This window comes from Shinella sumterensis (genome assembly GCF_004514425.2).
GTDB lineage: Bacteria > Pseudomonadota > Alphaproteobacteria > Rhizobiales > Rhizobiaceae > Shinella > Shinella sumterensis.
Genome location: NZ_MYFN02000002.1, coordinates 219,190 through 244,954, shown reverse-complemented (window position 1 = coordinate 244,954; position 25,765 = coordinate 219,190). Strand labels below are relative to the sequence as shown.

At 63.7% G+C, this 25,765-nt stretch carries 19 protein-coding genes and 1 tRNA gene; 12 read left to right on the top strand and 8 right to left on the bottom strand.

Annotated elements, in window-relative coordinates; genetic code table 11:
• Positions 1-179: 179 nt before the first annotated feature.
• A complete protein-coding gene (locus tag B5M41_RS04920; RefSeq protein WP_134645890.1) occupies positions 180-1,400 on the top strand; it encodes a lytic murein transglycosylase in 1,221 nt (406 codons plus the stop codon).
• A 124-nt stretch (positions 1,401-1,524) separates the two neighbouring features.
• Positions 1,525-2,670, top strand: a complete 1,146-nt coding sequence (locus B5M41_RS04915; protein ID WP_134645892.1) for an SGNH/GDSL hydrolase family protein — start codon at positions 1,525-1,527, stop codon at positions 2,668-2,670.
• Positions 2,671-2,775: 105 nt separating this feature from the next.
• Here B5M41_RS04915 and B5M41_RS04910 read toward each other — a convergent pair whose 3' ends face one another.
• A complete protein-coding gene (locus tag B5M41_RS04910; RefSeq protein ID WP_134645895.1) occupies positions 2,776-4,233 on the bottom strand; it encodes a glutamate synthase subunit beta in 1,458 nt (485 codons plus the stop codon).
• 182 nt (positions 4,234-4,415) lie between these two features.
• On the bottom strand, positions 4,416-9,140 hold the full coding sequence (gltB, locus tag B5M41_RS04905; RefSeq protein ID WP_167718740.1) for a glutamate synthase large subunit: 4,725 nt from the start codon (positions 9,138-9,140) through the stop codon (positions 4,416-4,418).
• 508 nt (positions 9,141-9,648) lie between these two features.
• On the opposite strand from gltB, the gene B5M41_RS04900 reads away from it, so the two are divergent.
• Positions 9,649-10,695 carry a threonine aldolase family protein gene (locus tag B5M41_RS04900; protein WP_134645897.1) on the top strand — a complete coding sequence of 349 codons (1,047 nt, stop codon included), beginning with the start codon at positions 9,649-9,651 and terminating at the stop codon, positions 10,693-10,695.
• Positions 10,696-10,764: 69 nt separating this feature from the next.
• On the opposite strand, the gene B5M41_RS04895 is transcribed toward B5M41_RS04900, so the two are convergent.
• Positions 10,765-11,226 carry an Hsp20 family protein gene (locus tag B5M41_RS04895; RefSeq protein ID WP_134645899.1) on the bottom strand — a complete coding sequence of 154 codons (462 nt, stop codon included), beginning with the start codon at positions 11,224-11,226 and terminating at the stop codon, positions 10,765-10,767.
• Positions 11,227-11,671: 445 nt separating this feature from the next.
• On the opposite strand from B5M41_RS04895, the gene B5M41_RS04890 reads away from it, so the two are divergent.
• A complete protein-coding gene (locus tag B5M41_RS04890) occupies positions 11,672-12,634 on the top strand; it encodes an alpha/beta fold hydrolase (protein WP_134645901.1) in 963 nt (320 codons plus the stop codon).
• A gap of 5 nt (positions 12,635-12,639) precedes the next feature.
• Here B5M41_RS04890 and hisN read toward each other — a convergent pair whose 3' ends face one another.
• Positions 12,640-13,413 (bottom strand): histidinol-phosphatase, encoded by a 774-nt coding sequence (gene hisN / locus B5M41_RS04885; RefSeq protein WP_134645903.1) that lies wholly within the window; start codon positions 13,411-13,413, stop codon positions 12,640-12,642.
• 250 nt (positions 13,414-13,663) lie between these two features.
• Complete coding sequence (locus B5M41_RS04880; RefSeq protein ID WP_134645905.1) at positions 13,664-14,548, bottom strand: N-formylglutamate amidohydrolase; 885 nt, start codon at positions 14,546-14,548, stop codon at positions 13,664-13,666.
• 191 nt (positions 14,549-14,739) lie between these two features.
• On the opposite strand from B5M41_RS04880, the gene cpdR1 reads away from it, so the two are divergent.
• The 5 genes from cpdR1 to B5M41_RS04855 all read left to right on the top strand — a co-directional run bounded on the left by cpdR1 (position 14,740) and on the right by B5M41_RS04855 (position 17,922).
• Positions 14,740-15,102: a response regulator CpdR1 gene (gene cpdR1, locus B5M41_RS04875; RefSeq protein WP_023512679.1), complete on the top strand. Its 363-nt coding sequence runs from the start codon at positions 14,740-14,742 to the stop codon at positions 15,100-15,102.
• Positions 15,103-15,197: 95 nt separating this feature from the next.
• Positions 15,198-15,272, top strand: a tRNA-Val gene (locus B5M41_RS04870).
• Between the two features lie 111 nt (positions 15,273-15,383).
• Positions 15,384-15,632: a hypothetical protein gene (locus tag B5M41_RS04865; protein WP_134645907.1), complete on the top strand. Its 249-nt coding sequence runs from the start codon at positions 15,384-15,386 to the stop codon at positions 15,630-15,632.
• Between the two features lie 53 nt (positions 15,633-15,685).
• Positions 15,686-16,138, top strand: coding sequence for an energy transducer TonB (locus tag B5M41_RS04860; protein ID WP_134645909.1), 453 nt, complete (start codon positions 15,686-15,688; stop codon positions 16,136-16,138).
• 299 nt (positions 16,139-16,437) lie between these two features.
• On the top strand, positions 16,438-17,922 hold the full coding sequence (locus B5M41_RS04855; protein WP_134645911.1) for a nucleobase:cation symporter-2 family protein: 1,485 nt from the start codon (positions 16,438-16,440) through the stop codon (positions 17,920-17,922).
• Positions 17,923-17,991: 69 nt separating this feature from the next.
• On the opposite strand, the gene B5M41_RS04850 is transcribed toward B5M41_RS04855, so the two are convergent.
• A complete protein-coding gene (locus B5M41_RS04850) occupies positions 17,992-18,132 on the bottom strand; it encodes a hypothetical protein (RefSeq protein WP_160871555.1) in 141 nt (46 codons plus the stop codon).
• 180 nt (positions 18,133-18,312) lie between these two features.
• Here B5M41_RS04850 and B5M41_RS04845 point away from each other — a divergent pair, with 180 nt between their 5' ends.
• Complete coding sequence (locus tag B5M41_RS04845; RefSeq protein ID WP_134645913.1) at positions 18,313-19,842, top strand: UxaA family hydrolase; 1,530 nt, start codon at positions 18,313-18,315, stop codon at positions 19,840-19,842.
• Here B5M41_RS04845 and B5M41_RS04840 read toward each other — a convergent pair whose 3' ends face one another.
• Entirely contained in the window at positions 19,843-20,196 is a 354-nt protein-coding gene (locus B5M41_RS04840; RefSeq protein WP_134645915.1) for a VOC family protein, read from the bottom strand.
• Positions 20,193-21,245 carry a GntR family transcriptional regulator gene (locus B5M41_RS04835; RefSeq protein ID WP_167718742.1) on the bottom strand — a complete coding sequence of 351 codons (1,053 nt, stop codon included), beginning with the start codon at positions 21,243-21,245 and terminating at the stop codon, positions 20,193-20,195. Before B5M41_RS04835 ends, B5M41_RS04840 begins: the two co-directional genes overlap by 4 nt.
• Before the next feature lie 205 nt (positions 21,246-21,450).
• Here B5M41_RS04835 and ilvD point away from each other — a divergent pair, with 205 nt between their 5' ends.
• Both ilvD and B5M41_RS04825 read left to right on the top strand, forming a co-directional pair.
• The gene (gene ilvD / locus B5M41_RS04830; protein WP_134645919.1) at positions 21,451-23,286 is read left to right on the top strand and encodes a dihydroxy-acid dehydratase; all 1,836 of its coding nucleotides are present in this window, start codon (positions 21,451-21,453) and stop codon (positions 23,284-23,286) included.
• Positions 23,287-23,512: 226 nt separating this feature from the next.
• Positions 23,513-25,759 (top strand): methyl-accepting chemotaxis protein, encoded by a 2,247-nt coding sequence (locus B5M41_RS04825; RefSeq protein ID WP_167718745.1) that lies wholly within the window; start codon positions 23,513-23,515, stop codon positions 25,757-25,759.
• Positions 25,760-25,765: the final 6 nt, after the last annotated feature.

Here is a 25,765-nt window from a genome sequence, read left to right as displayed (position 1 = left end):
CAGTTGCCCTCATGGCTAGCCATCACTGTGCCGGAATAGTGTCCAATTGCTATTTTTTTGCAAAGAGAGACGGGGCAAAAGTTTGATGGTAAAGAATTTGTTGACTTCGTTTTTATAAGTTTGCGTCCTCGCCGGTGGTTCCCGGCCACCGAACCGAAATTTGAAAACGGAAACAGCTGATGACACAGAATCTCAAAACCGTTCTGCGCCGATCCGCGCTCACCCTCCTCCTCTCGGCCGGCCTTTTTGCCCAGACCGCGGTCGCACATGCGGATGCGCGCTTCCAGAAGTGGATCGCCGATTTCTATCAGACAGCAGCAGAGGCGGGCATCAGCAAATCGACCTACCAGCAGGCCTTTGCCGGCATCAAGACGCCCGATCCGGACGTGCTGGAGAAGGCCGCGTACCAGCCGGAATTCAAGCACCAGATCTGGGATTACCTCGACTCCCGCGTCAATCCCTACACGGTGCGCATCGGCCGTGAAATGGCCAAGAAGCATGCCCGCACGCTCGCGGCGGTCGAACGTCATTTCGGTGTGGACCGCAACATCCTGCTTGCCATCTGGTCGATGGAATCGAACTACGGCGCTGTGCTGGCCAAGGACGACCGGCTGCACTACGTGCCGCGCGCGCTCGCAACGCTCGCCTACGCAGACAAGAAGCGGGCGAAATATGCGCGCACACAGCTGATCGCCGCCCTCAAGATCATCCAGCGCGGCGACATTGCCGCACGGGACATGACCGGCTCCTGGGCCGGCGCGATGGGGCACACGCAGTTCATCCCGACAAGCTATATGCTCTATGCGGTGGATGCCGACGGCAACGGCCATCGCGACATCTGGAACTCCATCCCCGACGCGCTCGCGACCGCGGCCAACCTTCTGGCCAAGAACGGCTGGCAATCGGGCAAGACCTGGGGCTACGAGATCGTCGTGCCGCCGGGTGGCGGCAAATATTCCGGCCAGACCAAGACGCTCGCACAGTGGGCGAAGCTCGGTTTCACGCGGCCGGGCGGCAGCGGCTTCAAGAACGGCTCGGACCGGGCGGAGCTGAAGATGCCGGCCAATGGCGGGCCGGGCTTCCTGATGACCAAGAACTTCTTCGTCATCAAGCGCTACAACGCCTCGGATTCCTACGCGATGGGCGTCGGCATGCTCGCCGACCAGATCGCCGGCTACGGTGGCGTCAAGCAGCGTTGGCCGCGGCCCGACGGCACGCTCGACATCACCGAGAAGTTCGAACTCCAGACGCGCCTGAAGGAACTCGGCTATTACGACGGCGAGGTCGACGGCAACTTCGGCTCCGGCTCGAAGGCCGCCATCCAGGCCTTCCAGAACCGCATGGGCCTGCCCGCCGATGGCGAGCCGAGCCAGAAGGTCCTGCGCGCGCTCCAGCGTTGAAAATGGCTACGATCCCGCATGAGGGGCGCTTCGGCGCCCCTTTTTGCTTTCCCTCGCCACCGGCATTTGCCATCATGCCGCCATCGACCGCCGGCAGAATGCGTAGAAATCGCGGAGCCCTGCAATGAGCATGACGATCCGGATCATCCGCCTCGGGCTTGCCCTCGCCGTCTCCGCAAGCCTCGCAGCCCCCATGGCGACGCCCGCAGGCGCGCAGGAACGTGTCGAGCGCAGATCGATCCTCGAATTCCTCTTCGGCAAAAAGAAGCCCAGGGAAGTCGCGCCCGAACCGACCATTCGCAAACCCCGCGCCGCCGTCAGGAAAAAGCGCCCGGCAACGACGGTGGCGAAGAGCCCGGAACCCGCACCGGTGGAAAAGCTGGCGGACGCGAAGGTCGTGCTCGTCGTCGGCGACTTCATTGCCGGCAGCCTCGGTGACGGCCTGATCGAGGCCTTCAAGACAACCCCCGGCATCATCGTCGACAAGCGCACGAACGGCTCCTCCGGCCTTGTGCGCGACGATTATTACGACTGGCCCAACTCGCTGCCCGGCCTTATCGCGGAAACGAAACCGGCGCTCGTCGTGATCAGCCTGGGCGCAAACGACCGGCAGCAAATGACGATTGCAGGCGAGAAGGAGAAATTCCGCTCCGACGCCTGGACGAAGGAATATGAAAGCCGGGTCGAGCGGATCGCCGCCATCGCGCATGAGGGCAACAAGCCGACGCTCTGGATGGGCATGCCGGCCTTCCAGTCCTCCGCGCTCACCGCCGACATGACGACACTGAACGGCATCTATCGCGCCAGTGCCGAAAAGACTGGCGGAACCTTCGTCGATATATGGGACGGCTTCGTCGACGAGGCCGGCAAGTTCGTGACCTCGGGCTCCGATATCAACGGCCAGCAGGTTCGCCTGCGCGGCTCCGACGGCATCAATTTCACGCCCGCCGGCAAACGCAAGCTCGCCTTCTATGTGGAAAAGGAAATCCGCCGGATCCTGGGCGATGCGGCGGCCGACGGCCCGAGCCTGCAGAACGACCTGAAAGACCTCGTCGTCGCCACGCCGCCGGTCGATGCCGAGATCACCAAGACTCAGCCGATCAGCCTCTCCGACCCGTCGCTCGACGGTGGTACCGCGCTTCTGGGCGGGGCGGCCATCAAGGGGAACGGCAAGAGCCTGAGGGAGAAGCTGGTCGACAAGGGCGAGACTGCCGATGCCCCACTCGGCCGTGTGGACGATTTCCGCCTCAACAAGACCGCGACGCCCTGAACCAGGAAATGGCTGCGGTCATCTTGTCATGACCGCAGCGGGATCCGTGGATACCCTTATCCCGAATAGTCGGGAGCGCGGCTTTCTTGCGCGCTCCCGTTTACCTTAACGCGGCAGCGTGGTCGTGCCCATCAGCGCCTCGTCGATCGCGCGTGCGGCCTGACGGCCTTCGCGGATCGCCCAGACGACGAGCGACTGGCCGCGGCGCACGTCGCCAGCCGTCCAGAGCTTGTCGACCGAGGTCTTGTAGTCGCGGTCATTGGCGATGACGTTCGACGAGCCGCGCTTGTCGGTGTTGATCGCAAGCTTGTCGCCGAGATCCTTCAGCACGCTGTCGGTGAAGGGGCCGCGGAAACCGATGGCGATGAAGGCGAGATCCGCCTTGATGATGAACTCCGTGCCGGCGATCGGCTTGCGGCGATCGTCCACCTGGCAGCACTTCACGCCCGTCAGCACGCCATCTTCATCGCCGACGAATTCGAGCGTACCGACCTGGAACTCGCGCACGGCGCCTTCGGCCTGCGAGGAGGAGGTGCGCATCTTCGTCGCCCAGAACGGCCAGACGGCAAGCTTGTCTTCCTTTTCCGGCGGCTGCGGACGGATGTCGAGCTGCGTGACCTTCACCGCTCCCTGGCGGAACGCCGTGCCGACGCAGTCCGATGCGGTGTCGCCGCCGCCAACGACGACGACATGCTTGCCGCCCGCCAGGATAGGCTCGGACGGCCAGCCGACGCTGTCGACGTTCTCCCGCCCGACGCGGCGGTTCTGCTGCACCAGATAGGGCATGGCATCGTGCACCCCGGCGAAATCGACGCCGGGAATGCCGGCATCGCGCGGGGTCTCGGAGCCGCCGCAATAGAGCACGGCATCATGCTCGGCGAACATCTCGTCCATCGGCTTGTCGACGCCGACATTGACGCCGTAGTGGAACGTCACGCCCTCACCGCGCATCTGGTCGACGCGACGGTCGATGAAGTTCTTCTCCATCTTGAAGTCCGGGATGCCGTAGCGCAGCAGGCCGCCGGCCTTGGATTCGCGCTCGTAGAGGTGCACTTCGTGGCCGGCGCGGGCGAGCTGCTGGGCAGCAGCCATGCCGGCAGGACCGGAACCGATGACGGCAACCTTCTTGCCCGTCTTCACCGTGGCCGGCTGCGGCACGATATAGCCCATCTCGTAGGCCTTGTCGGCAATCGCCTGCTCGACGGTCTTGATGGAAACCGGCGCATCTTCAAGATTCAGCGTGCAGGCCTCCTCGCAGGGTGCGGGGCAGACGCGGCCGGTGAATTCCGGGAAGTTGTTGGTCGAATGCAGGTTGCGGATCGCCTCTTCCCAGTTGCCGTTATAGACGAGGTCGTTCCAGTCCGGGATCTGGTTGTGCACCGGACACCCGGTCGGACCGTGGCAGTAGGGAATGCCGCAATCCATGCAGCGCGCGGCCTGCTTCTGCACCTCGGCATCCGACATCGGGATGGTGAATTCGCGGAAATGGCGGATGCGGTCGGAGGCCGGCTGATACTTCGCCACCTGCCGGTCGATTTCCATGAAACCAGTTACCTTGCCCACTTCAATAATCCTTGCTCAGAGCGGGGCGCCCGCAGGCCCCCAGTACCAGTAGGCGGCTCCAACCACCAAACCCAGTACGATGAATTCGATCCTGATCTCGCCGTTCACGAGGGTCGCGATCCCCGGGACCGCGACTGCCAAGCCCAGCGAAATCAGCCGGTGAAGGGTGGTGAACCGCTGCCTCACTCGGCAGCGACCCCCATCCTCATGCGCTCCATCTCTTCGAGCGCGCGGCGGTACTCGACCGGCATCACCTTGCGGAATTTCGGACGATAATCGGCCCAGTGGTCGAGGATCTCCTTGGCCCGCGGCGAACCCGTATAGTGCAGGTGGTTCGAGACGAGCTGATAAAGCCGCTCCTCGTCATGGCGCGTCATGTCGTCGGACACGTCGACCATGCCCTTGTGCATGAGGTCGCCGCCATGGTGGTGCAGCTTCTCCAGCATGTCGTCTTCTTCCGGCACAGGCTCGAGTTCGACCATCGCCATGTTGCAGCGACGCGCGAAATCGCCGGCCTCGTCAAGCACATAGGCGACACCACCCGACATGCCGGCCGCGAAGTTGCGCCCCGTCTGGCCGATGACGACGACGACACCGCCCGTCATGTACTCGCAGCCGTGGTCGCCCACGCCCTCGACGACCGCGACCGCACCGGAGTTGCGCACGGCGAAACGTTCGCCAGCCACGCCGTTGAAGTAGCACTCGCCTGCAATCGCGCCGTAGAGCACGGTATTGCCGACGATGATCGATTCATGCGGCACCGCACGGTTGTTTTCCGGCGGACGCACGACGATGCGGCCACCCGACAGGCCCTTGCCGACATAGTCGTTGCCGGCACCGACCAGATCGAAGGTGATGCCGCGGGCAAGGAACGCTGCGAAGGATTGGCCGGCCGTGCCGTGCAGCTTCACGGAGATCGTATCGTCTTTCAGGCCCTTGAAGCCATAGCGCTTGGCCACTTCGCCCGAGAGCATCGCGCCGGCCGAACGGTCGACGTTCTTGATGTCGACCTCGAAGGCGACGGGCGTCTTGGATTCAAGCGCCGGCTTCGCCTGCTCGATGAGCTTGCGGTCGAGGATGTCGTGGATCGGATGGTTCTGCCGCTCGGTCCAGTAGGTCGCCTCCTTCGGCGCGTCCACCTTGTGGAAGATGCGCGAGAAGTCGAGACCATTGGCCTTCCAGTGCGAGATCATCTTCTCCTTTTCGAGCAGTTCGGAGGCGCCGATGATCTCGTTCAGCGAACGCACGCCGAGCGAGGCCAGGATTTCGCGCACCTCTTCGGCCACGAAGAAGAAGTAGTTGATGACGTGTTCGGGCGTGCCCTTGAAACGCTTGCGCAGAACCGGGTCCTGCGTGGCGACCCCTACCGGACAGGTGTTGAGGTGGCACTTGCGCATCATGATGCAGCCGGCCGCAATCAGCGGCGCGGTGGCAAAACCGAATTCGTCGGCGCCCAGCAGCGCGCCGATGACGACGTCACGGCCGGTCTTCAGGCCGCCATCGACCTGCAAGGCGATGCGCGAACGCAGCTTGTTGAGCACCAGCGTCTGGTGCGTCTCGGCAAGGCCGATCTCCCAGGGAGAGCCGGCATGCTTCAACGAGGTGAGCGGCGAAGCACCGGTGCCGCCGTCGAAGCCCGCGACCGTGATATGGTCCGCGCGCGCCTTGGCGACCCCGGCAGCGACCGTGCCGACGCCGACCTCCGAGACGAGCTTCACCGAGATATCGGCCTCGGGATTGACGTTCTTCAGGTCGTAGATGAGCTGGGCCAGGTCTTCGATCGAGTAGATGTCATGGTGCGGCGGCGGCGAGATGAGGCCGACGCCGGGCGTGGAGTGACGGGTCTTGGCGACCGTCGCATCCACCTTATGGCCGGGCAGCTGACCGCCTTCACCGGGCTTGGCTCCCTGCGCGACCTTGATCTGGAGCATGTCGGCGTTGACGAGATATTCCGTCGTCACACCGAAGCGGCCCGATGCGATCTGCTTGATCGCCGAACGCTCGGGATTGGACGAACCATCCGGCAGCGGCAGGTAGCGATCGCTCTCCTCGCCGCCCTCGCCGGTGTTCGACTTGCCGCCGATCCGGTTCATGGCCACCGCCAGCGTCGTATGCGCCTCGCGCGAGATCGAACCGAAGGACATGGCGCCCGTCGAGAAGCGCTTGACGATATCGGCCGCGGACTCGACCTCATCGATGGAGATGGGCTTGCGACCCGCCGCTTCCGCGCTCTTGATGGAGAACAGGCCGCGGATCGTGTTCATGCGCAACGACGAGGCATTCACCAGTTCGGCGAATTCCTTGTAGCGATCGGCAGCATTGCCGCGCACCGCATGCTGCAGCGAGGCGATGACGTCGGGCGTCCAGGCATGTTCCTCGCCGCGCATGCGATAGGCGTATTCACCGCCGATATCGAGTGTGTTGGCGAGCAGCGGATCGCGCCCGAAGGCCGCCTTGTGCCGGTTGAAGGTCTCCCGGGCGATCTGCTCCAGGCCGACGCCTTCGATGGTGGTCGCCGTACCGAAGAAGAACTTGTCGACCAGTTCGGACGACAGCCCGATGGCGTCGAAGATCTGCGCGCCGCAATAGGACTGGTAGGTCGAAATGCCCATCTTGGACATGACCTTGAGGATGCCCTTGCCGATCGCCTTGATGTAGCGGTAGACGACTTCCTCGGCATCCACTTCCTTCGGGAACTCGCCGCGCTTGTGCATGTCGGTGAGCGTGTCGAAGGCGAGGTAAGGGTTGATCGCTTCCGCGCCATAGCCGGCGAGCAGGCAGAAATGGTGCACCTCACGCGGCTCGCCCGTCTCGACGACGAGACCGACCGAGGTGCGAAGGCCCTTGCGGATCAGGTGATGGTGCACGGCCGCCGTTGCGAGCAGTGCGGGGATCGCCACGCGGTCCGGACCGATCTGCCGGTCGGACAGAACGATGATGTTGTAGCCGCTAGTAACGGCCTGCTCGGCGCGCTCGCACAGCCGCTCCAGCATTTCCGGCATGCCGTCGGCGCCACGCGCCACGTCATAGGTGAAGTCCAGCGTCTTGGTGTCGAAGAGATCCTCGACATGGCCGATGGAGCGGATCTTTTCGAGATCGCCGTTGGTAAGGATCGGCTGACGCACTTCCATGCGCTTGGCCTTGGCCGCACCGCCATGATCGAGGATGTTCGGCCGCGGACCGATGAAGGAAACGAGGCTCATGACCAGTTCCTCGCGGATCGGGTCGATGGGCGGGTTCGTCACCTGCGCGAAGTTCTGCTTGAAGTAGGTGTAGAGCAGCTTGGTCTTGTCGGACATCGCCGAGATCGGTGTATCCGTGCCCATGGAGCCGATCGCCTCCTGCCCCGTCGTCGCCATGGGCGACATCAGGAGCTTGGTGTCTTCCTGGGTATAGCCGAAAGCCTGCTGGCGGTCGCGCAGCGACACGTCGCGGCGCAGCGCCCGCGGCTCGACCGGGCCGAGATCCTCGAGGATGATCTGGGTGTTGTCCAGCCAGTCACGATAGGGGTGCTTGGCGGCGAGCGAGGACTTCACCTCCTCATCGGAGATGATGCGGCCTTCTTCCATGTCGATGAGCAGCATCTTGCCGGGCTGGAGGCGCCACTTCTTGATGATGCTCTCTTCCTTGACCGGCAGCGTGCCGGCTTCGGAGGCGAGGATGACGCGGTCGTCATCCGTCACGAGATAGCGAGCCGGACGCAGGCCGTTGCGGTCCAGCGTCGCGCCGATCTGCTTGCCATCGGTGAAGGCGACGGCAGCCGGGCCGTCCCACGGCTCCATCAGGGCGGCGTGGTACTCGTAGAACGCCTTGCGCTCGGGGCTCATCAGCTGGTTGCCGGCCCAGGCCTCGGGGATGAGCATCATCACCGCATGGGCCATGGAATAGCCGCCGCGAACAAGGAATTCGAGCGCGTTGTCGAAACAGGCGGTATCCGACTGCCCCTCGTAGGAGATCGGCCAGAGCTTGGTGATGTCTTCACCGAAGAGCGGCGAGGAAACGGAGGCCTGGCGGGCCGCCATCCAGTTGACGTTGCCGCGCAGCGTGTTGATCTCGCCGTTATGCGCGACCATGCGATAGGGATGCGCGAGCTTCCACGACGGGAAGGTGTTGGTCGAGAAGCGCTGGTGCACGAGGGCAACGGCCGATTCGAAGCGCGGGTCGGCGAGGTCCTTGTAATAGGCGCCGACCTGATAGGCCAGGAACATGCCCTTGTAGACGATGGTCGTCGCGGAGAGCGAGACCGGATAGAAGTTGCTCTCCTCGCCTTCATATTCGTCGTAGATGCGGTTGGAGATCACCTTGCGCAGCGTGAAGAGACGGCGCTCGAACTCGTCGCTCGTCGCGGCTTCACGGCCGGCGCCGATGAAGACCTGAACGTGGCGCGGTTCGGTGGCGGCGATCTCGGGCGCCTTGGAGAGCGAGGAGTTGTCGACCGGCACGTCACGGAAGCCGAGAAGAACCTGCCCCTCCTCCGCGACGACGTCCGCGATGACCTTCTTGAAATAGTCGACCAGCTTCTCGTCCTGCGGCATGAAGATGTGGCCGACGGCGTATTCGCCTGCCTTGGGCAGCGTGACGCCCTGCTTGGCCATCTCCTCGCGGAAGAAGCGGTCCGGAATCTGTACGAGAATGCCCGCACCGTCGCCCATCAACGGGTCGGCGCCGACGGCACCGCGATGCGTCAGGTTTTCGAGCATGAAAAGCCCGTCCTGGACGATCTGGTGCGACTTCTTGCCTTTCAGATGCGCAACGAAACCGACGCCGCAGGCATCGTGCTCATTGCGCGGATCGTAGAGTCCTTGTTTCTTTGGCAGGCCCAGGGCGGAAGCGCGCGTTTTGGCGCCCGTCGCAGTCTTCGTCTGCGCCCGGGTCTGCCGATAAGCATGTGCTTGGGTCTTCACCATGTCTCTCTCCTGTCGCCTGCGTTTCGCCGGCTTCTGCTTCCACCCACATGGCCGCGGCCTGCGTTTCGGCAAGCCTCGGCCATGACTGTCTGTTCCTGAGCGTGACGCGGTCAAACAAGACGACCGATCAGCTTGTGATCATCGGACCGTCCTGGGCGGCGGGGCGTTCTGGAGAGTGGCTCTCCCGGCCCGTTGCCTCTGCCCCGGCCTCGTGGGAGGGGCGTCGCTCGGTCTCTTGACCGAAATAGGACAGCAACCCTGTCCTATTTCATGTGCTCTATGCCAGAAACGCCCTTGGGCTGCAAGGCCATCATGCCAAATAAACACGACCTTATGAAGAAAAATTGCCGCCTTCCGCGAAAGGCCGAAATTAAATTACGGCATGGCGTCACATTGTTTCCGTTCGTTTCATTTTCCAGGGATGGCGTGTCGCCGGATCAAGGCGCCGATTGATCGCCCTCGTTTCTGCATTATGGTCTCCGCAGCTTCCAATGGCACAGAGATTCCAATGTTTTTCGCTTCCGACAACTGGGCCGGCGCCCATCCCGACATCGCACAGAGCCTGGTGGACGCGGCCCAAGGCTTCGCCCCGGCCTACGGCACCAGCGACCTCGACAAGCATGTGGAAAAGACGTTCTCGGAGATTTTCGAGCGCGAGGTGGCCGTGTTCTTCGTCGGCACCGGCACGGCAGCGAACTCGCTCGCCCTGGCGAGCTTCAACAGGCCGGGCGGCCAGATCTTCTGCCACCGCGAGGCCCATATAAATGTCGATGAATGCAACGCGCCCGAATTCTTCGCAACCGGCGCCAAGCTCGTGCCCGTCGATGGCCCGGCAGGCAAGATCGCGCCGGAGGCGCTCGCCGCCGCCATCGGCCGCTTCCCACCAAATTTCGTGCATGGCGGCCAGCCGATGGCGGTCAGCATGACGCAGGCGACCGAAGCCGGCACGGCCTACACGCTGGACGAGATCGCGGCCCTGTCCGATATCGCCAGGAAAGCCGGGCTCCCGCTCCATATGGACGGCGCCCGCTTTGCCAATGCGCTCGTGCATCTGGGGGCGAGCCCTGCGGAGATGACCTGGAAACGCGGCGTCGACATCCTCTCCTTCGGCGGCACGAAGAACGGCTGCTGGTGTGCGGAGGCTCTGGTCCTCTTCGACACATCGAAGGCCCAGCAGATGCATTTCCTGCGCAAGCGCTCCGCCCAGCTCTTTTCCAAGTCGCGCTTCATCGCCGCGCAATTCGACGCCTATTTCCGGAATGATTTGTGGCTGACCCTCGCCCGCCATTCCAATGGCATGGCGAACCGCCTCGCCGACGGCTTTGCCGCCTCCGACAAGGCCCGCCTTGCCTGGCCGACCGGATCGAACGAGCTCTTCGCCATCGTCAGCAACGATGCCCTGAAGACGCTGCGGGAGAAGGGTGCGGCCTTTTACGACTGGCCCGCCGGCCCAGCGGTGAAAGCCACCATGCGCGAGGACGAGACCCTGGTCCGCCTCGTCACGAGCTTCGCGACCCGCGAGGCGGATGTGGACGCCTTCCTCTCGGCTCTCTGATACGAAAAAAGGCGGCGCCTTGCGGCACCGCCCTCTTCATTCCGATAAATCCGGCCGATAAAACCCGGCTTAGTTGCTCTGGGCTTCGATCTGCTTGGTTTCGCGGTTGACGGCCGCAATCTCGATCCGGCGCGGCTTGGCGGCTTCCGGAATCTCGCGAAGGAGATCGATGTGGAGAAGGCCGTTCTTCAGCGAAGCAGCGCGCACTTCCACATGATCGGCGAGCTGGAAGCGGCGCTCGAAGGCGCGCTTGGCAATGCCGCGATAGAGATACTGGCTGTCATCGGCCGTTTCGTCTTTCTTTTCGCCCTTGACGGTCAGCGCATGTTCGCGCGCTTCGATCGAAAGCTCGCTTTCATCGAAGCCGGCAACGGCCATGGTGATGCGGTAGGTGTCTTCGCCGGTGCGCTCGATATTGTAGGGCGGGTAGGTCTGGGCCTGGTCAGGCTGGCCGAGACTGTCGAGCATGGTGAAGAGACGGTCGAAACCGACGGTGGAACGGTAGAGGGGGGAGAAATCGACGTGACGCATGGTGTCCTCCTTCAGAGCAACGGTTGCGATCTTTCTGAAGGCTGCCCCTGATTTCCGAAGGGTCAGCCCGGTTCATCCGGTCCGCGCCCCATTCTGGCGACGAAGACCTCGACGGGCCCTTTCGGCGCCCGTGACGATGAGATGGGAACGGTTTTTGGCCCGTTCAAGAGGTTGCCGTGGCCTCGAAGGCCGCCATCCGAATTTTTTCCGGCATGAACGGCGGATGAACACGCACTTCGGATATCGTTCAGCTTGGCCCTGCTAGAAACGCAACATCGGAAGCGAAAGCTTTCGAAGACCGGGGTGCAACGTCCCTTCCGCCCTGGTTAAATTGTGCCGGCTGCATGTGTGCCACCCCCGTTGCCACATGCATCCGGCTTTTTTCTTTGACGGCTCAAGACCAAGCGCCTATCCATCCTGTAGCAACCTCGAGACCGCCTGCCCGATGGATTCGATCCTCCACGCCAGCACCGACAATCCCGTTCCCGAGAACCATTTTGCCGGTTTCCTCGAAGGGCGCGGCGGCGTGAAGATCCGTTACGCCGTGTTTCGCTCCAGCACGCGGGAGGCGAAAGGCACGGTCGTTCTGTTGCAGGGCCGCAGCGAATGCATCGAGAAATATTTTGAGACGATCAACGACCTCACCGCCCGCGGCCTGTGGGTCGCGACATTCGACTGGCGCGGCCAGGGCGGCTCGGACCGCCTGATCGCAGGCAACCGGGCCGGGCATGTCGCCCGCTTCTCCGACTATGAGGCGGACCTCTCGCTCTTTCTTGAAAAGATCGTGCTGCCGGACGCCCGCCTGCCCTTCTTCATCGTCGCCCACTCGACGGGCGCGCTGGTCGCGCTCTCGCAGGCGCCGAGCCTGGAAAACCGCATCGAACGCATGGTGCTGGCCTCGCCCTTCATCGCGCTCGACGGACAGACGATGAGCCAGCGCAAGATTTCCATCATCGCGCGGCTCGCCTCCTGGTCCGGGCTTGGCAAGCGCACCTTCCGCAAGGGCGATCCCGGGCTCGACTTTCCACGCAACATCGTCACATCGGACGAGCGTCGCTTCCAGCGCAATCTCGCCATCGTCGCGGAACATCCGGAATTGTCGATCAGCTGGCCGACCGCGCGCTGGCTCAACCAGGCGCTGGCGACGATGGCGAAGGTGACGCGGCAGGATCACCTCACCCGCATCCGCATCCCCACGCTTTTGCTCTGCGCGACCTCCGATGCGCTCGTGCCCCGCGCGGCTGTCGGACATCTTGCCCGCGTCTTCCGCGCCGGACGCCTGATCGAGATCGACGGCGCACGGCATGAACTGTTTCAGGAGGCCGACCGCTATCGCGCCCAGGTGCTGGCGGCCATCGAGGCATTCATTCCTGGCAGCGACGCCGAGGACACCAGCCTCGGCGCCTGAACCGCTCAGCCGCGGAGCAGCGCGATCGCCTCGTCATAGACCGCGCGGCTTCCGGCGGCGATAATCTCCCCGCCGCGCTCCGCCGGCCCGCCATCCCAGGCCGTGATGATGCCGCCCGCCTGCTCGATGACGGGGATGAGGCCGCCGACATCGTAGGGCTTCAGCCCGCATTCCACGACGAGGTCGACATGGCCGGCCGCCAGCAGCGCATAGGCGTAGCAGTCCACGCCGTAGCGGAAGAGGCGGACCTTGTCCTGGACGGCCTCGAAACGGGCCCGCCTGTCGCCGGTAAAGAGATGCGGCGAGGTCGTGAACATGATCGCATCGGCAAGGCTGGCGCACGGACGGGTGGAGAGGGTCTTGCTGCCATCGGGGCCGGCATAATGCGCCGCCTTGCCATCCGCGAAATAGCGCTCGCCCGTAAAGGGCTGGTCAACCAGCCCCATCACGGCATCGCCGTTGCGGTAGAGGCCGATCAGCGTACCCCAGACCGGCACGCCGGAAATGAAGGCGCGGGTGCCGTCGATGGGATCGATCACCCAGACATATTCGCGGTCGAGACCGACGGAGCCGTGCTCCTCGCCGAGAATGCCGTGTTCGGGAAAATGCTGCTCGATCAGTGCGCGGATTGCGGTTTCGGCGGCGCGGTCGCCTTCCGTCACCGGATCGAAGCCGCCGGCTTCCTTGTTGACCACATCGGCGCCGACACGGAAACGCGGAAGGGTTTCCTTCTTGGCCGCTTCGGCGAGAAGGTCGAAAAAGGCACGGTCAGGTAGCATGGAATTCTCTCAAGCGAAGGAAACTCTCTCCCCATAAAACATCGGGAGGCAAAACGAAACCGGGGAGAATCTCGGCTGGTCGATTCGATTGTTCGAAGCGCTGAATTCTTCGCAGCTGCACTTGACATTTGTGCAGCGCAATATTAGGGTCTTCTGGCAGTCACTTGTGGCTGTAATACCCTCCTTGGGTGTTTCCTCCCTAGACTTGAACCGCGCCACAAGCGCGGTTTTTTTTGAGAGGAAACAGGGCCTATTCCGCGGCCAGCGACCGATCGGCCGCATATTCCTCGACGTAATCCGAAAAGTCCTGAAGAAAGGCGGAGATGGCCGTCTGCAGCACCGGGAAGTCGGGTTTCTTCTCCAGCGTCGTCTCGTCGATATAGAGCCCGCGGTTTACCTCGATCTGCAAGGCATGCAGCCCTTTGGCCGGCCGGCCATAATGCTCGGTGATGAAACCGCCGGCATAGGGCTTGTTGCGCACGACGGAAAATCCCATGTCATCGAGCAGCCGCATGGCGACCCGCGACAGGTCGCCGGAGGCGCTGGTGCCATACCGGTCGCCGATGATGAAGTCCGGCCGCAGGCCCGAGCCCGAAACACGGATATTGCCGGGCATGGAATGGCAATCGATCAGCACGGCAAAGCCGAAGGCGACATGCGTTCGCACCACGAGGCGACGCAGGCAGGCATGGTAGGGCTTGTAGACGGTTTCCACCCGCTCGAGCGCTTCTTCCAGCGGCAGACGGCCTTTGTAGATCTCCATGTTCTCCGCCACGACCCGCGGCACCGTGCCAAGCCCGCCCGCGACGCGGATGGAGCTGATATTGGCATAGGAGGGCAACGGCCCGTCGAACATGCGCGGATCGAGCTCATAGGGCTCGCGGTTCACATCGAGCCAGGCGCGCGGAAAGTGCGCCACGAGCATGGGAGCCCCCAGTGCGGGGGCGACGGAAAAGAGCTGGTCGACATAATGGTCTTCCGACCGGCGGATGCCGAGGGCGTCGAGACGCGAGCGGTCAAGGAAGTCCTGTGGATAACGTCGTCCGCTATGCGGCGAGTTGAAAACGAGGGGCACGCTCTGCGAAACCGGCTCCAGCACTTCGAAGTGGCTGATTTCGCTGAAAGCCTCCGCCATTGCCGTCCTTTACCATGCCTGAAAGTCATTGCGTCGCCCATGTTGCCAGCGGGCTTGGGCCGTGTCCATACTCGATGGCATCTGGATGGGGCTTGTCCTGGCCCATTCACCGGATATTTACCGGAATACGATCTTGTAGCAACAGCGCCCGTCCGCGGGCAGATAACCTCAGCAATGGTTCCCGAATTCCCATGACACCAAAGATTCTCCTCGCAGAAGACGACAACGACATGCGCCGCTTCCTCGTGAAGGCGCTCGAAAAGGCGGGCTATCAGGTGCTGTCCTATGACAACGGCGCCAGCGCTTATGACCGGCTTCGCGAAGAACCCTTTTCGCTTCTCCTGACCGATATCGTGATGCCGGAAATGGACGGTATCGAACTGGCGCGCCGCGCGACCGAGCTCGATCCCGACCTCAAGGTCATGTTCATCACCGGCTTTGCGGCTGTTGCCCTGAACCCGGATTCCAAGGCTCCGAAGGACGCCAAGGTGCTCTCCAAGCCCTTCCACCTGCGTGATCTCGTGGAAGAGGTCAACAAGATGCTGGCGGCCTAAGCCACGGAAAAGACCACGAAAACGGCACGTAAAAAAAGCTTCAAAAAGCCTATTGACGCCGCCGGATGTTTTGTGGTCTATGCGCCTCATCGAACGGGCGTGTAGCTCAGCGGGAGAGCACTACGTTGACATCGTAGGGGTCACAGGTTCAATCCCTGTCACGCCCACCATTCGATCCAAAAGGCCCTGTTTTCACAGGGCTTTTTTGTTTTTGCGGGTTTGAAGGCAGGGTTGCCCGCAGCCCCCGTTCCCAGAGACCGGCAACGCGCAACGGAGCTCGCATGCGGCTTTCCCTCTGGCTCATCGCGGTCATCACCGCCACCCTCTTCCTGGCCATGCTGACGATCGATTTCGGGCCGACTATTGGAGAGCGCGCGCAGGGTGGATATGCTCGGCGTACCGCCGAGGAACAGGCGGATGCGGAAGCGCGCGCGGCCGCAAGCAAGGCCGAGGCGATCGGCGCCGCCGACGAGGCGCTGAAAGCTGCGCAGCCATCCGGCGACATGAAGGCCGGAGACATGAAGGAATGACGCATTGAACGCTCGTCGCCACCACCGATGTTCCACCGGACAACGAGGATGACATGACGACACGTTTCATTCTTGCGGCCTTCGCCGCAGCGGCCATTTCGCTTTCTCCTCCCGCCTTCGCACAGGATACAAAGTCGCAACGCCCCGCTCCCAGCGACAAGGAGGACTGGACGCAGGCGGTCGGCGCGAAGATCAAGCGCCAGAGCGCGCACGCCGTGATAAAAGCCCGCGAGCTCGGACTGGACGGTGATTTCCAGGTCAGCGTCGGATTTACGATTTCACCCGATGGCAAGGTCTCCGGTGCCCGCATCGTTACGTCGTCAGGTCATCCCGAACTGGATGCGGTGGCCATTGACATGGCCAATCGCGCCGCGCCCTTCCCCACTTTTACACCAGACATGGGAGACGAGCCGGTATCGATGCTCGCGCCGATCATTCTGAAGCTGAAGAAGCCGGAAACGGCCGACACGCTGTCCGAACCGGCCCCGCCCGCCGCGGCCGAATAATGTTCGGCAAGACAGTTGTGCAGTGCAAGAAAAAGTTGACGGCACGCGATCTTTGACGTTCAAATAGCGTCACATACGGCTTGCGCGACGGTCTTGACCGGTACGCAAGCACTTGAAGCAAAAATGGAATTTAAGCAGTGCATCGTGTTTCCGGTGGATCCGCCCGTGCGGGATTACCCCGGAAATCCGTAAAGTGTTTATCGCCCGCCTATACTTGCAGCCCGCACCGCGGCTCCCAAAGATGCCCCCTCCCGTTGGAGGACGGGACGTGAGGGGTCGACGTGATAGGAGGAGTATCCATGAGCGACGCATCCAGCATACATCCCGTGGATGAGAGGTTGCCCACGGGCAGGCTCGCCACCCTCGGCATCCAGCATGTGCTCGTCATGTATGGCGGCGCGGTCGCGGTGCCGCTGATCGTCGGACGCGCCTTGCAGCTCAGCCCGCAGGACGTCGCCTTCCTCATCTCCGCCGACCTCTTCGTCTGCGGCATCGTCACCATCATCCAGTCTCTCGGCTTCGGGCGTCATGTCGGCATCCGCCTGCCGGTCATGATGGGCGTGACCTTCGCCTCCGTCGGGCCCATGGTCTCCATGGCCAATGCCGTCCCGGGCATCGAGGGCGCGCGCATGATCTTCGGCGCCATCATCGGTGCCGGCTTCATCGCTCTGCTGCTTGCCCCGGTCATGGGCCGGCTGCTGCGCTTCTTTCCGCCCATCGTGACGGGCACGATCATTCTCGTCATCGGCGTTTCGCTGATGCGCGTGGGCATCAACTGGATCTTCGGCAATCCCTTCGGACCCACCGCCCCCAAGCTGGTGGACCCGGCCCATAGCGAATGGCTCGCCCAGATGAAGACGCTCGCCGAAACCGGCGGCCCGGCCGTGCCGGATGGCCTGGCGCTCGCACCGAGCGTTCCAAACCCGATCTATGCCGAGCCCGGCCATATCGCGCTTTCGGCGCTGGTGCTCGTCTCCATCCTGCTGATCGCCCGTTTCGGCCGCGGCCTCATCAGCAATATCGCGGTGCTCTGCGGGGTGATCATCGGCTGTCTCGCCGCGTCCATCCTCGGCATGATGCATTTCGACCGCGTGTCGGATGCCGGCTGGTTTGCGGTCGTCACCCCGCTGCATTTCGGCATGCCGATCTTCGATCCCGTGCTGATCGCCACCATGACGCTCGTGATGATCGTGGTCATGATCGAATCGACCGGCATGTTCCTGGCGCTTGGTGAAATCACCGGCAGGCAGGTTTCGCAGCAACAGCTGACGGCGGGCCTGCGCGTCGACGGCATCGGCACCATGATCGGCGGCCTGTTCAACACCTTCCCCTATACGAGCTTCTCGCAGAATGTCGGCCTCGTCGGCGTCACCGGCGTGAAGAGCCGCCATGTCTGCGTGGCCGGCGGCGTCATCATGATCGTGCTCGGCCTCATCCCGAAGATGGGCGCGCTGGTGGAAGCCGTGCCCACATTCGTTCTGGGCGGCGCAGGATTGGTGATGTTCGGCATGGTCGCGGCAACGGGCGTGCGCATCCTCTCGACGGTGGACTTCAAGTCCTCGCGCAACAACCTGTTCATCGTCGCGGTGTCCGTCGGCTTCGGCCTGATCCCGCTTCTGGCGCCGAACTACCTGATGTGGATGCCGCATGCGATCCACCCGATCATCGAATCGGGCATCGTGCTCGCTTCCATCGCCGCCGTGGTTCTCAACGCCTTCTTCAACGGCGTGCGCTTCGAACAGGCCTCGGCGATCGATGCCGCGAGGCTCGCCGACAGCCACTGAACCATGAGCCTAAAAAGAAAGCCGGCCCGTTCATCGCGGGCCGGCTTTTCTATTGTCGTGATCGAATGATCAGTTCAGCGGAACCCGCACGCCACCGTCCGAAACCGGCGGGCGTGCATAGGTGGTGTTGTCGGCCGACGACGTCGTGTTGCAACCCGCAAGCGACAGAACGGCAAAAGCGGCGGCGATGACGCCGATGATGGGACGCATGGACCTCTCCTTCTGGTGTACGCAAAACACATAGGCGCTCGGGCGTCATTCGTCCACCGGCGCGGCACAGCGAAAAGCGTCCGGCCGGCCGATGCTCCACACACCGTCGCGACGGGCGGCCGGCAATATTGACTTTTGCCGGCAAAGTGCATAATGCGCAGACGCAACAGAGGAACTGCGATGATTGCCGACCTTCCCGCCGTGCTCGTACTCAACGCGAAAGACAATGTCGGCGTCGTGCCGGCCAATGTCGATGCCGGCCGGGCGCTGGTGAACGGCGTCGTCGCCGCCGAGCGCATTCCGCGCGGCCACAAGGTGGCGATCTCACATATCGCCGAAGGCGCGCCGGTGCTGAAATACGGCCAGATCATCGGTTACGCGACGAAGGCCATCCAGCCTGGCGAACATGTGCATCTGCAAAACCTCGCCATCCTCGACCTGGCGCTGAAGCATGAATTCTGCGTGGACAACGCACCTGCTGTCATGGTGCCGGAGGAGCAGCGGCGCACCTTCGATGGCTTCGATCGCGGCAACGGCCGCATCGGCACGCGCAACTATATCGGCATCCTCTCAACGGTGAACTGTTCCGCCACGGTCTCGCGCTACGTGGCGGAGCATTATGCCCGCCGGTTCCGCGAGGCCGGCCACGACAATATCGATGGCGTCGTGGCGCTCACCTATGGCGGCGGCTGCGCGCTGAACCTCAAATCCGAGGGCGGGCGCATTCTCACCCGCACCTTCAAGGGCTATGCGCGCAATCCGAATTTCGGCGGCATCCTGATGATCGGTCTCGGTTGCGAGACCTTTCAATACGGCCCGCTCGTGGAAGAGGCCGGTCTAGAGGAAGGCAAGACCTTCCGCACCATGATGATCCAGAACCAGGGCGGCACGCGCAAGACCATCGACGCGGCCTGCGAGATGATCGACGACATGCTGCCGGATGTCGGCCGCATCCGCCGAACGCCGCAACCGCTGTCGGGCATCAAGCTGGCGCTCGAATGCGGTGGATCGGACGGTTACTCGGGCATCTCCGCCAACCCCGCGCTCGGCGTCGCCTCCGACCTTCTTGTAAAGGAGGGCGCGACGACGGTGCTTTCCGAAACACCCGAAATCTACGGCGCAGAACACCTGCTGACCCGCCGTGCCGCCCGGCCGGAGGTCGCGGAAAAGCTCCTGTCGCGCATCGACTGGTGGCGCGACTACACGGCGCGCAACGATGCCGAACTCAACAACAACCCCTCGTTCGGCAACAAGGCCGGCGGCCTGACGACCATTCTCGAAAAATCGCTCGGCGCGGTCGCCAAGGGCGGCTCCATGCCGCTTAACGCCGTCTATGAATATGCCGAGGAGGTGACGGAGCCGGGCTTCGTCTTCATGGATACGCCCGGTTACGATCCGGCAGCCGTGACCGGGCAGATCGCCGGTGGCTGCAATCTCGTCGCCTTCACCACGGGTCGCGGCTCGGTCTCCGGCTACAAGCCGGCGCCCTGCATCAAGATCGCCACGAACACGCCCATGTACGAGCACATCAAGGACGACATGGATATCAACTGCGGCACGATCGTCGATGGCAGCGAGACGATCGAAGAGGCTGGCCGCCGTATTTTCGAATTCGTCATCGAAACCGCGTCCGGACGCAAGACCGCGAGCGAGGCCTTCGATTACGGCGACAACGAATTCGTGCCCTGGCAGGTCGGCGCGATTACCTGATCATCGTTTGTGCATGACGATATTGACCAGCGTGCCGGCGGGATCGCGCACGAAGAAGCGGCGCACGCCCCAGGGCTCATCCACCGGCCCGTACTCGATGTCATGACCGCCCGCGCAAGCAGCCAGATACGCGGCTTCCACGTCGTCCACCTCGACCGAAAGCGCCGGCACCGGCGTGCCGGCACCGCCCTCGGAGGCGAAACTCACCTGCGGCGATGTCGGGCTTTCGTTGCCATAGGTGACGATCCAGCCGTGATCCATCAGCAGGTCCAGCCCCAGCACATCCTTGTAGAAGCCGGCCACCAATGCGGGATCGGTCGTCGCGATATTGGCGACGATGCGCTTCACCTTCATGCGGGTTCTCCGGCGCGCGCCACCGGCGTCGCATAGGCCGGCATGTCCGGCCGGTGCACCCCGCGCAATTCCGCAACCCGCCCAATTACCTTGGGCAGTGAGACCACGATATGATGACGCAGCGTCTCGGCCGCCCGGGCGAAATCCTCGACGTCGAGCGCACGGAACACCGCGAGGTGCTCGGCGATGAAGGGCTCGTCTTCGGGCATGCGGTGTGAGACGCCGATAACGTGCTTGCTGACATTCAGCATGAAATGGGCACGGCGCAACGCGATCAGCAGTTCACGGTTCGGGCAATAGCCGAGGCAGGTGATGTGCAGGTCCGTTTCCAGATCGTCCATCGCCTCGACGGACAGGGCGGGATAGACGGCCAGCGCCTCCTCCAGCCGCTCCGTCATCGCCTTCCGGTCAGAGGGCGGAATGAAGGGCGCCGCCTGGAGCAATGCGACGGGCTCCAGCGCGATACGGATGGCATGCAGGTCGCGCATGCGCTGTTCGTCGAGCGGAACCAGCGTCCAGCGCATCCGCTCGTCCTTCTCGACGATACCGAGCGCTTCCAGCCGCATGAGCGCATCACGCGCCACCTGCCTGCCCACACCCCGGGCACGCGCAAGCTCCACCTCGTTGATGCGGTAGCGGCCGAAGACGGAGAGGTGCACCATCTCCCGTTCCAGGCTCTCGTAGATCGCCTCCCAGCCCGGCGCCTTGCGCAACGCCGGCGCCTCCTCGTCGAGGCCCAGCATGTCGGCCGTCAGCGTTACCCGTTTCGGGCCGGTGCGGCCCTGTCCGACCAGGAACCCGCGCCCGTCGAACCGGCGCACCATTCCCCCCTCTTCGAGAAGGGCGAGCGCCTGGCGCACCGGTGTACGGGTGGAGGCAAAGAGCGTTGCGACCGGCCCCTCCAGCAGGAGCGCGCCTTTCGGCAGGCGGCCGCGGGAGATCGCATCGGCCAGCACATCGCGAATACGCAGGTAGAGCGGGCTCTTGTCGAGCGCCGCCTCCATGCCTTCTCCGCCGGCCTCGGCCAAACCCTGACTGCTGTCGTTCATGGCGCGGACCATGCCACGAATGCACCATGCCGACAACGGTCAGCACCGAGCCCGCCACCAGCAAGGAAATTGCGCCGCGCCGTCAAAAAATCATCATTCCTTTCGTGACGCGCGGGGTGTTTTGCGCTAGGGAACCCTCTCAAGGCTCGCAATGCGGCCGCCAAGGCCCCATATGCCAGCCGCGTCCATCTCCGAGGAACTGACCATGCCCGCATATCGCTCCCGAACCACCACCCACGGCCGCAACATGGCCGGTGCCCGCGGCCTCTGGCGCGCGACGGGCATGAAGGACTCGGATTTCGGCAAGCCGATCATTGCGGTGGTGAATTCCTTCACCCAGTTCGTGCCCGGCCATGTGCATCTCAAGGACCTCGGCCAGCTCGTCGCCCGCGAGATCGAGAAGGCCGGCGGTGTCGCCAAGGAATTCAACACGATCGCCGTGGACGACGGCATCGCCATGGGCCATGACGGCATGCTCTATTCGCTGCCGTCGCGCGAAATCATCGCCGACAGCGTCGAGTACATGGTCAATGCGCACTGCGCCGACGCGATGGTCTGCATCTCCAACTGCGACAAGATCACGCCCGGCATGCTGAATGCCGCCATGCGCCTCAACATCCCCGCGGTCTTCGTATCCGGCGGCCCGATGGAAGCCGGCAAGGTCGTGCTGCACGGCAAGACCCACGCGCTCGACCTCGTCGACGCCATGGTCGCGGCCGCCGACGACAAGGTTTCGGACGAGGACGTCAAGGTCATCGAGCGCTCCGCCTGCCCGACCTGCGGCTCGTGCTCGGGCATGTTCACGGCCAACTCGATGAACTGTCTGACCGAGGCACTCGGCCTTTCGCTGCCGGGCAACGGCTCGACGCTGGCAACCCACGCCGACCGCAAGCGCCTCTTCGTCGAGGCCGGCCACCTGATCGTCGATCTCGCCCGCCGTTACTACGAGCAGGAGGACGAGAGCATCCTGCCGCGCAACGTCGCCAACAAGAAGGCTTTCGAGAACGCCATGTCGCTCGATATCGCCATGGGCGGTTCGACCAACACGGTCCTGCATATCCTCGCCGCCGCCTATGAGGGCGGCATCGACTTCGATCTCGACGATATCGACGCCCTGTCGCGCCGCGTTCCCTGCCTTTCCAAGGTGGCGCCCGCCAAGCAGGACGTGCACATGGAAGACGTGCACCGCGCCGGCGGCATCATGCGCATTCTCGGTGAACTGGAACGCGGCGGCCTCATCCACCGCGATACGCCGACCGTGCATGCCGAAACGCTGGGCGACGCCATCGACCGCTGGGATATCACCCGCACCTCCAGCGAGACCGTGCGCACCTTCTTCCGCGCCGCACCGGGCGGCATCCCGACCCAGGTCGCCTTCAGCCAGGAAGCCCGTTGGGATGAGCTGGATACGGACGGCGAAAAGGGCGTCATCCGCTCCGTCGAGCACCCGTTCTCCAAGGATGGCGGCCTCGCCGTCCTCTCCGGCAACATCGCGCTCGACGGCTGCATCGTGAAGACCGCCGGCGTCGACGAATCGATCCTGAAATTCTCCGGCCCGGCCGTCGTCTATGAAAGCCAGGACGCGGCGGTGAAGGGCATTCTCGGCAACGAGGTGAAGGCGGGCGATGTCGTTGTCATCCGCTACGAAGGCCCGAAGGGCGGCCCGGGCATGCAGGAAATGCTCTATCCGACGAGCTACCTGAAATCGAAGGGCCTCGGCAAGGCCTGCGCACTGATCACCGATGGCCGCTTCTCCGGCGGCACGTCCGGCCTGTCGATCGGCCATGCCTCGCCCGAGGCAGCCCAGGGCGGCGCCATCGGCCTCGTGCGCCAGGGCGACCTGATCGAGATCGACATCCCCAACCGCACGATCAACCTCGCGGTTCCGGAAGACGAGCTCGCTGCCCGCCGCGCCGAACAGGACAAGCTCGGCTGGAAGCCGGCGGCTCCGCGCAAGCGCAATGTCACGACCGCGCTGAAGGCCTATGCCGCCTTCGCCGCGAGCGCCGACAAGGGCGCGGTGCGCATCTTGCCGGAATAAGATTTTTCCCGGGCGCGCAGCTTTTGCTCCGCGCCCGGCTTGCCTCCGGCGCGACATACAAACACGGGGCTTACCGCCAGGCTGCTCCGGACCGTCACGCAACCGTCATGTCCAGCGGTTAGAATGCGACGGTCAGAACCGGATACGCCTCCGGACGCAGGATGCATTTTCTGACAGCCGCCTTGCCGGCATGCTCTGTAGCTGCGTATTTTCAGAAATCATCTCCATGCGTCTTTCCCTGAAGCTTTCGCTGGCAGCGCTGCTGCTGGCCGTTGTCGCCATTTCGGCAACCAGTGTCGCGAGTCTGTATCTGAGCGCCAGCCAGGCAACAGCAGCGGCGATGACGAAACTGGAGACGCTGGCGGATGGTCGCCGCAACGAGCTGGCGCAATATCTTCAGTCCATCGTCGAGAAAACGCGCGATCTTGCCGGCGAGAAGGTCGTCACCAAGGCGCTCGACGATCTGTCGGGTGCGTTTGGCTCGGCGGAGGGCGACAAGGCAGCTGAATTGCGGAGGCGTTACGGCGGCAAAGCCGATCTCAAATCCGCGGGAGACGCCGAGTACGACCGGATGCACAGCCGCTATCACGGTTTTTTCCAGCGCAATGCCGAGGCTATCGGCTTCGAGGACATGCTGCTGGTCAACCTGAGCGGCGATGTCGTCTATTCGCTGCGAAAGCGGCGTGATTTCGGTGGCAACGTCGTCCGCGATCCGGCCTTGAAGGACACCGGCCTCGGGCGGGTCTTCGCCCAGGCAGCCCCGGGCACCGATACCGCGATCGTCGCTTTCGGCGGCTTTGAGAGCTATGCGCCGGGGGGAGGCGTATCGGCCTTCCTGGCCGTTCCCGTTTCGTCGGTCGCCGGCAAGATCGGCGTCCTCGTCGTCGCCCTGCCGATCGAACGTATCGCTGCCAAGCTGAACAATCACGTCGGGCTCGGCGAAACCGGCGAGGCCATGCTGCTCGACGCCGACGGGTATCTTCTTAGCCGCACCTCCCATGGCGAGAGCGACGATGTGCTTTCGATGCACATCGCACCGGAACTGCTGACAAGCACCGATGGTGCAGCCATTTCACAGGCCACGCTGCCCGCGCATCGCGGCGCCGAAGCAAGGCTCGCGGCCGCCAGCTTCGATTTCCTCGGCCGCACCTTCACCGTGGCCGCCGTCATGGCATCGAGCGAAGTGTTTTCCGGCCTCACACGCCTCATCAACTGGACCCTGCTCGTCTCGCTCTGCGTCCTCGTGATGACGGCGGCCATCGGCCTTGTGTTCGCCGGCCGCCTTTCACGCCCGATCACCGCCCTCGTCGCCGACATGAACCGGCTCGCCGCGGGAGATACGACGATCGCCTGCGAGGGCCGGGAGCGCCGCGACGAGATTGGCGACATGGCTCGCTCCGTCGTCGTTTTCCGCGACGCAGCCGTCGAAAAAGAACGCCTCCAGCAGGAAACCGCCACCATGCGGGCGGAAGCTGAACACGAACGCGCGGCCCGGGATGCAGCCAAGGAAGCGGAGGACGTGGCGACGGAAACCGCCGTCCAGCATCTGGCCGAGGCACTCCAGCATCTCGCCCGGGGCGATCTCACGCAACGCATCGACACGCCCTTCATCGCAGCGCTCGACCGTATCCGCACCGACTACAACGCGTCCGTCGAACGGCTGGCGGAAGCCATGACGACGGTGCGTACGAACACCCACCGCATCCGGGACGATTCCAGCGAAATGCACGAGGCGCTCGTCCAGCTTTCCGAACGCACCGAGCGGCAGGCCGCCTCGCTCGGAGAGGCCGCGACGGCGCTCACCGAAATGACGCAGGCCGTGCAGTCAGCTGCCGAGCGCACGACGGTCGCCGAGCGGCTGGCCTCGGACACGAAGAAGAGTTCGACCGCGTCGGAGGTGGTGGTGGACAACGTGGTTCAAGCGATCGGCAAGATCGAGGCGTCCTCGCACGAGATCGAGAATATTATCGGCGTCATCGACGATATCGCCTTCCAGACCAACCTTCTGGCGTTGAATGCCGGCGTCGAGGCGGCCCGAGCCGGCGAGGCCGGCAAGGGCTTTGCCGTCGTGGCCCAGGAGGTGCGCGAGCTGGCGCAGCGCACCGCAGGGGCAGCACGCGAGGTGAAGGCGCTCATCACGAAATCCGCAGGCGAAGTCACGCGCGGCGTCGGCCTCGTGCGCGAGACGGGAACAGTGCTGCGCGACATCACCGGCAAGGTCCATGCGATCGATGCGGAGGTCAAGGAGATCGCCCGCGCCGCCCGCGACCAGTCGGTAGCTATACGCGAGATCAACGCGACGATCCGCCAGCTCGATGCCGTGACACAACAGAATGCCGCCATGGTGGAGGAAAGCAGCGCCGTAACGCACCGCCTCTCCGGCGAATCCGCGGCCCTCGCCCGGCTCGTCGGCCAGTTCGAGGTTCCCGGCGCGACCATAGCCGCGCACCCGGCCCTGTACCGCCGCGCCTGATCGGAG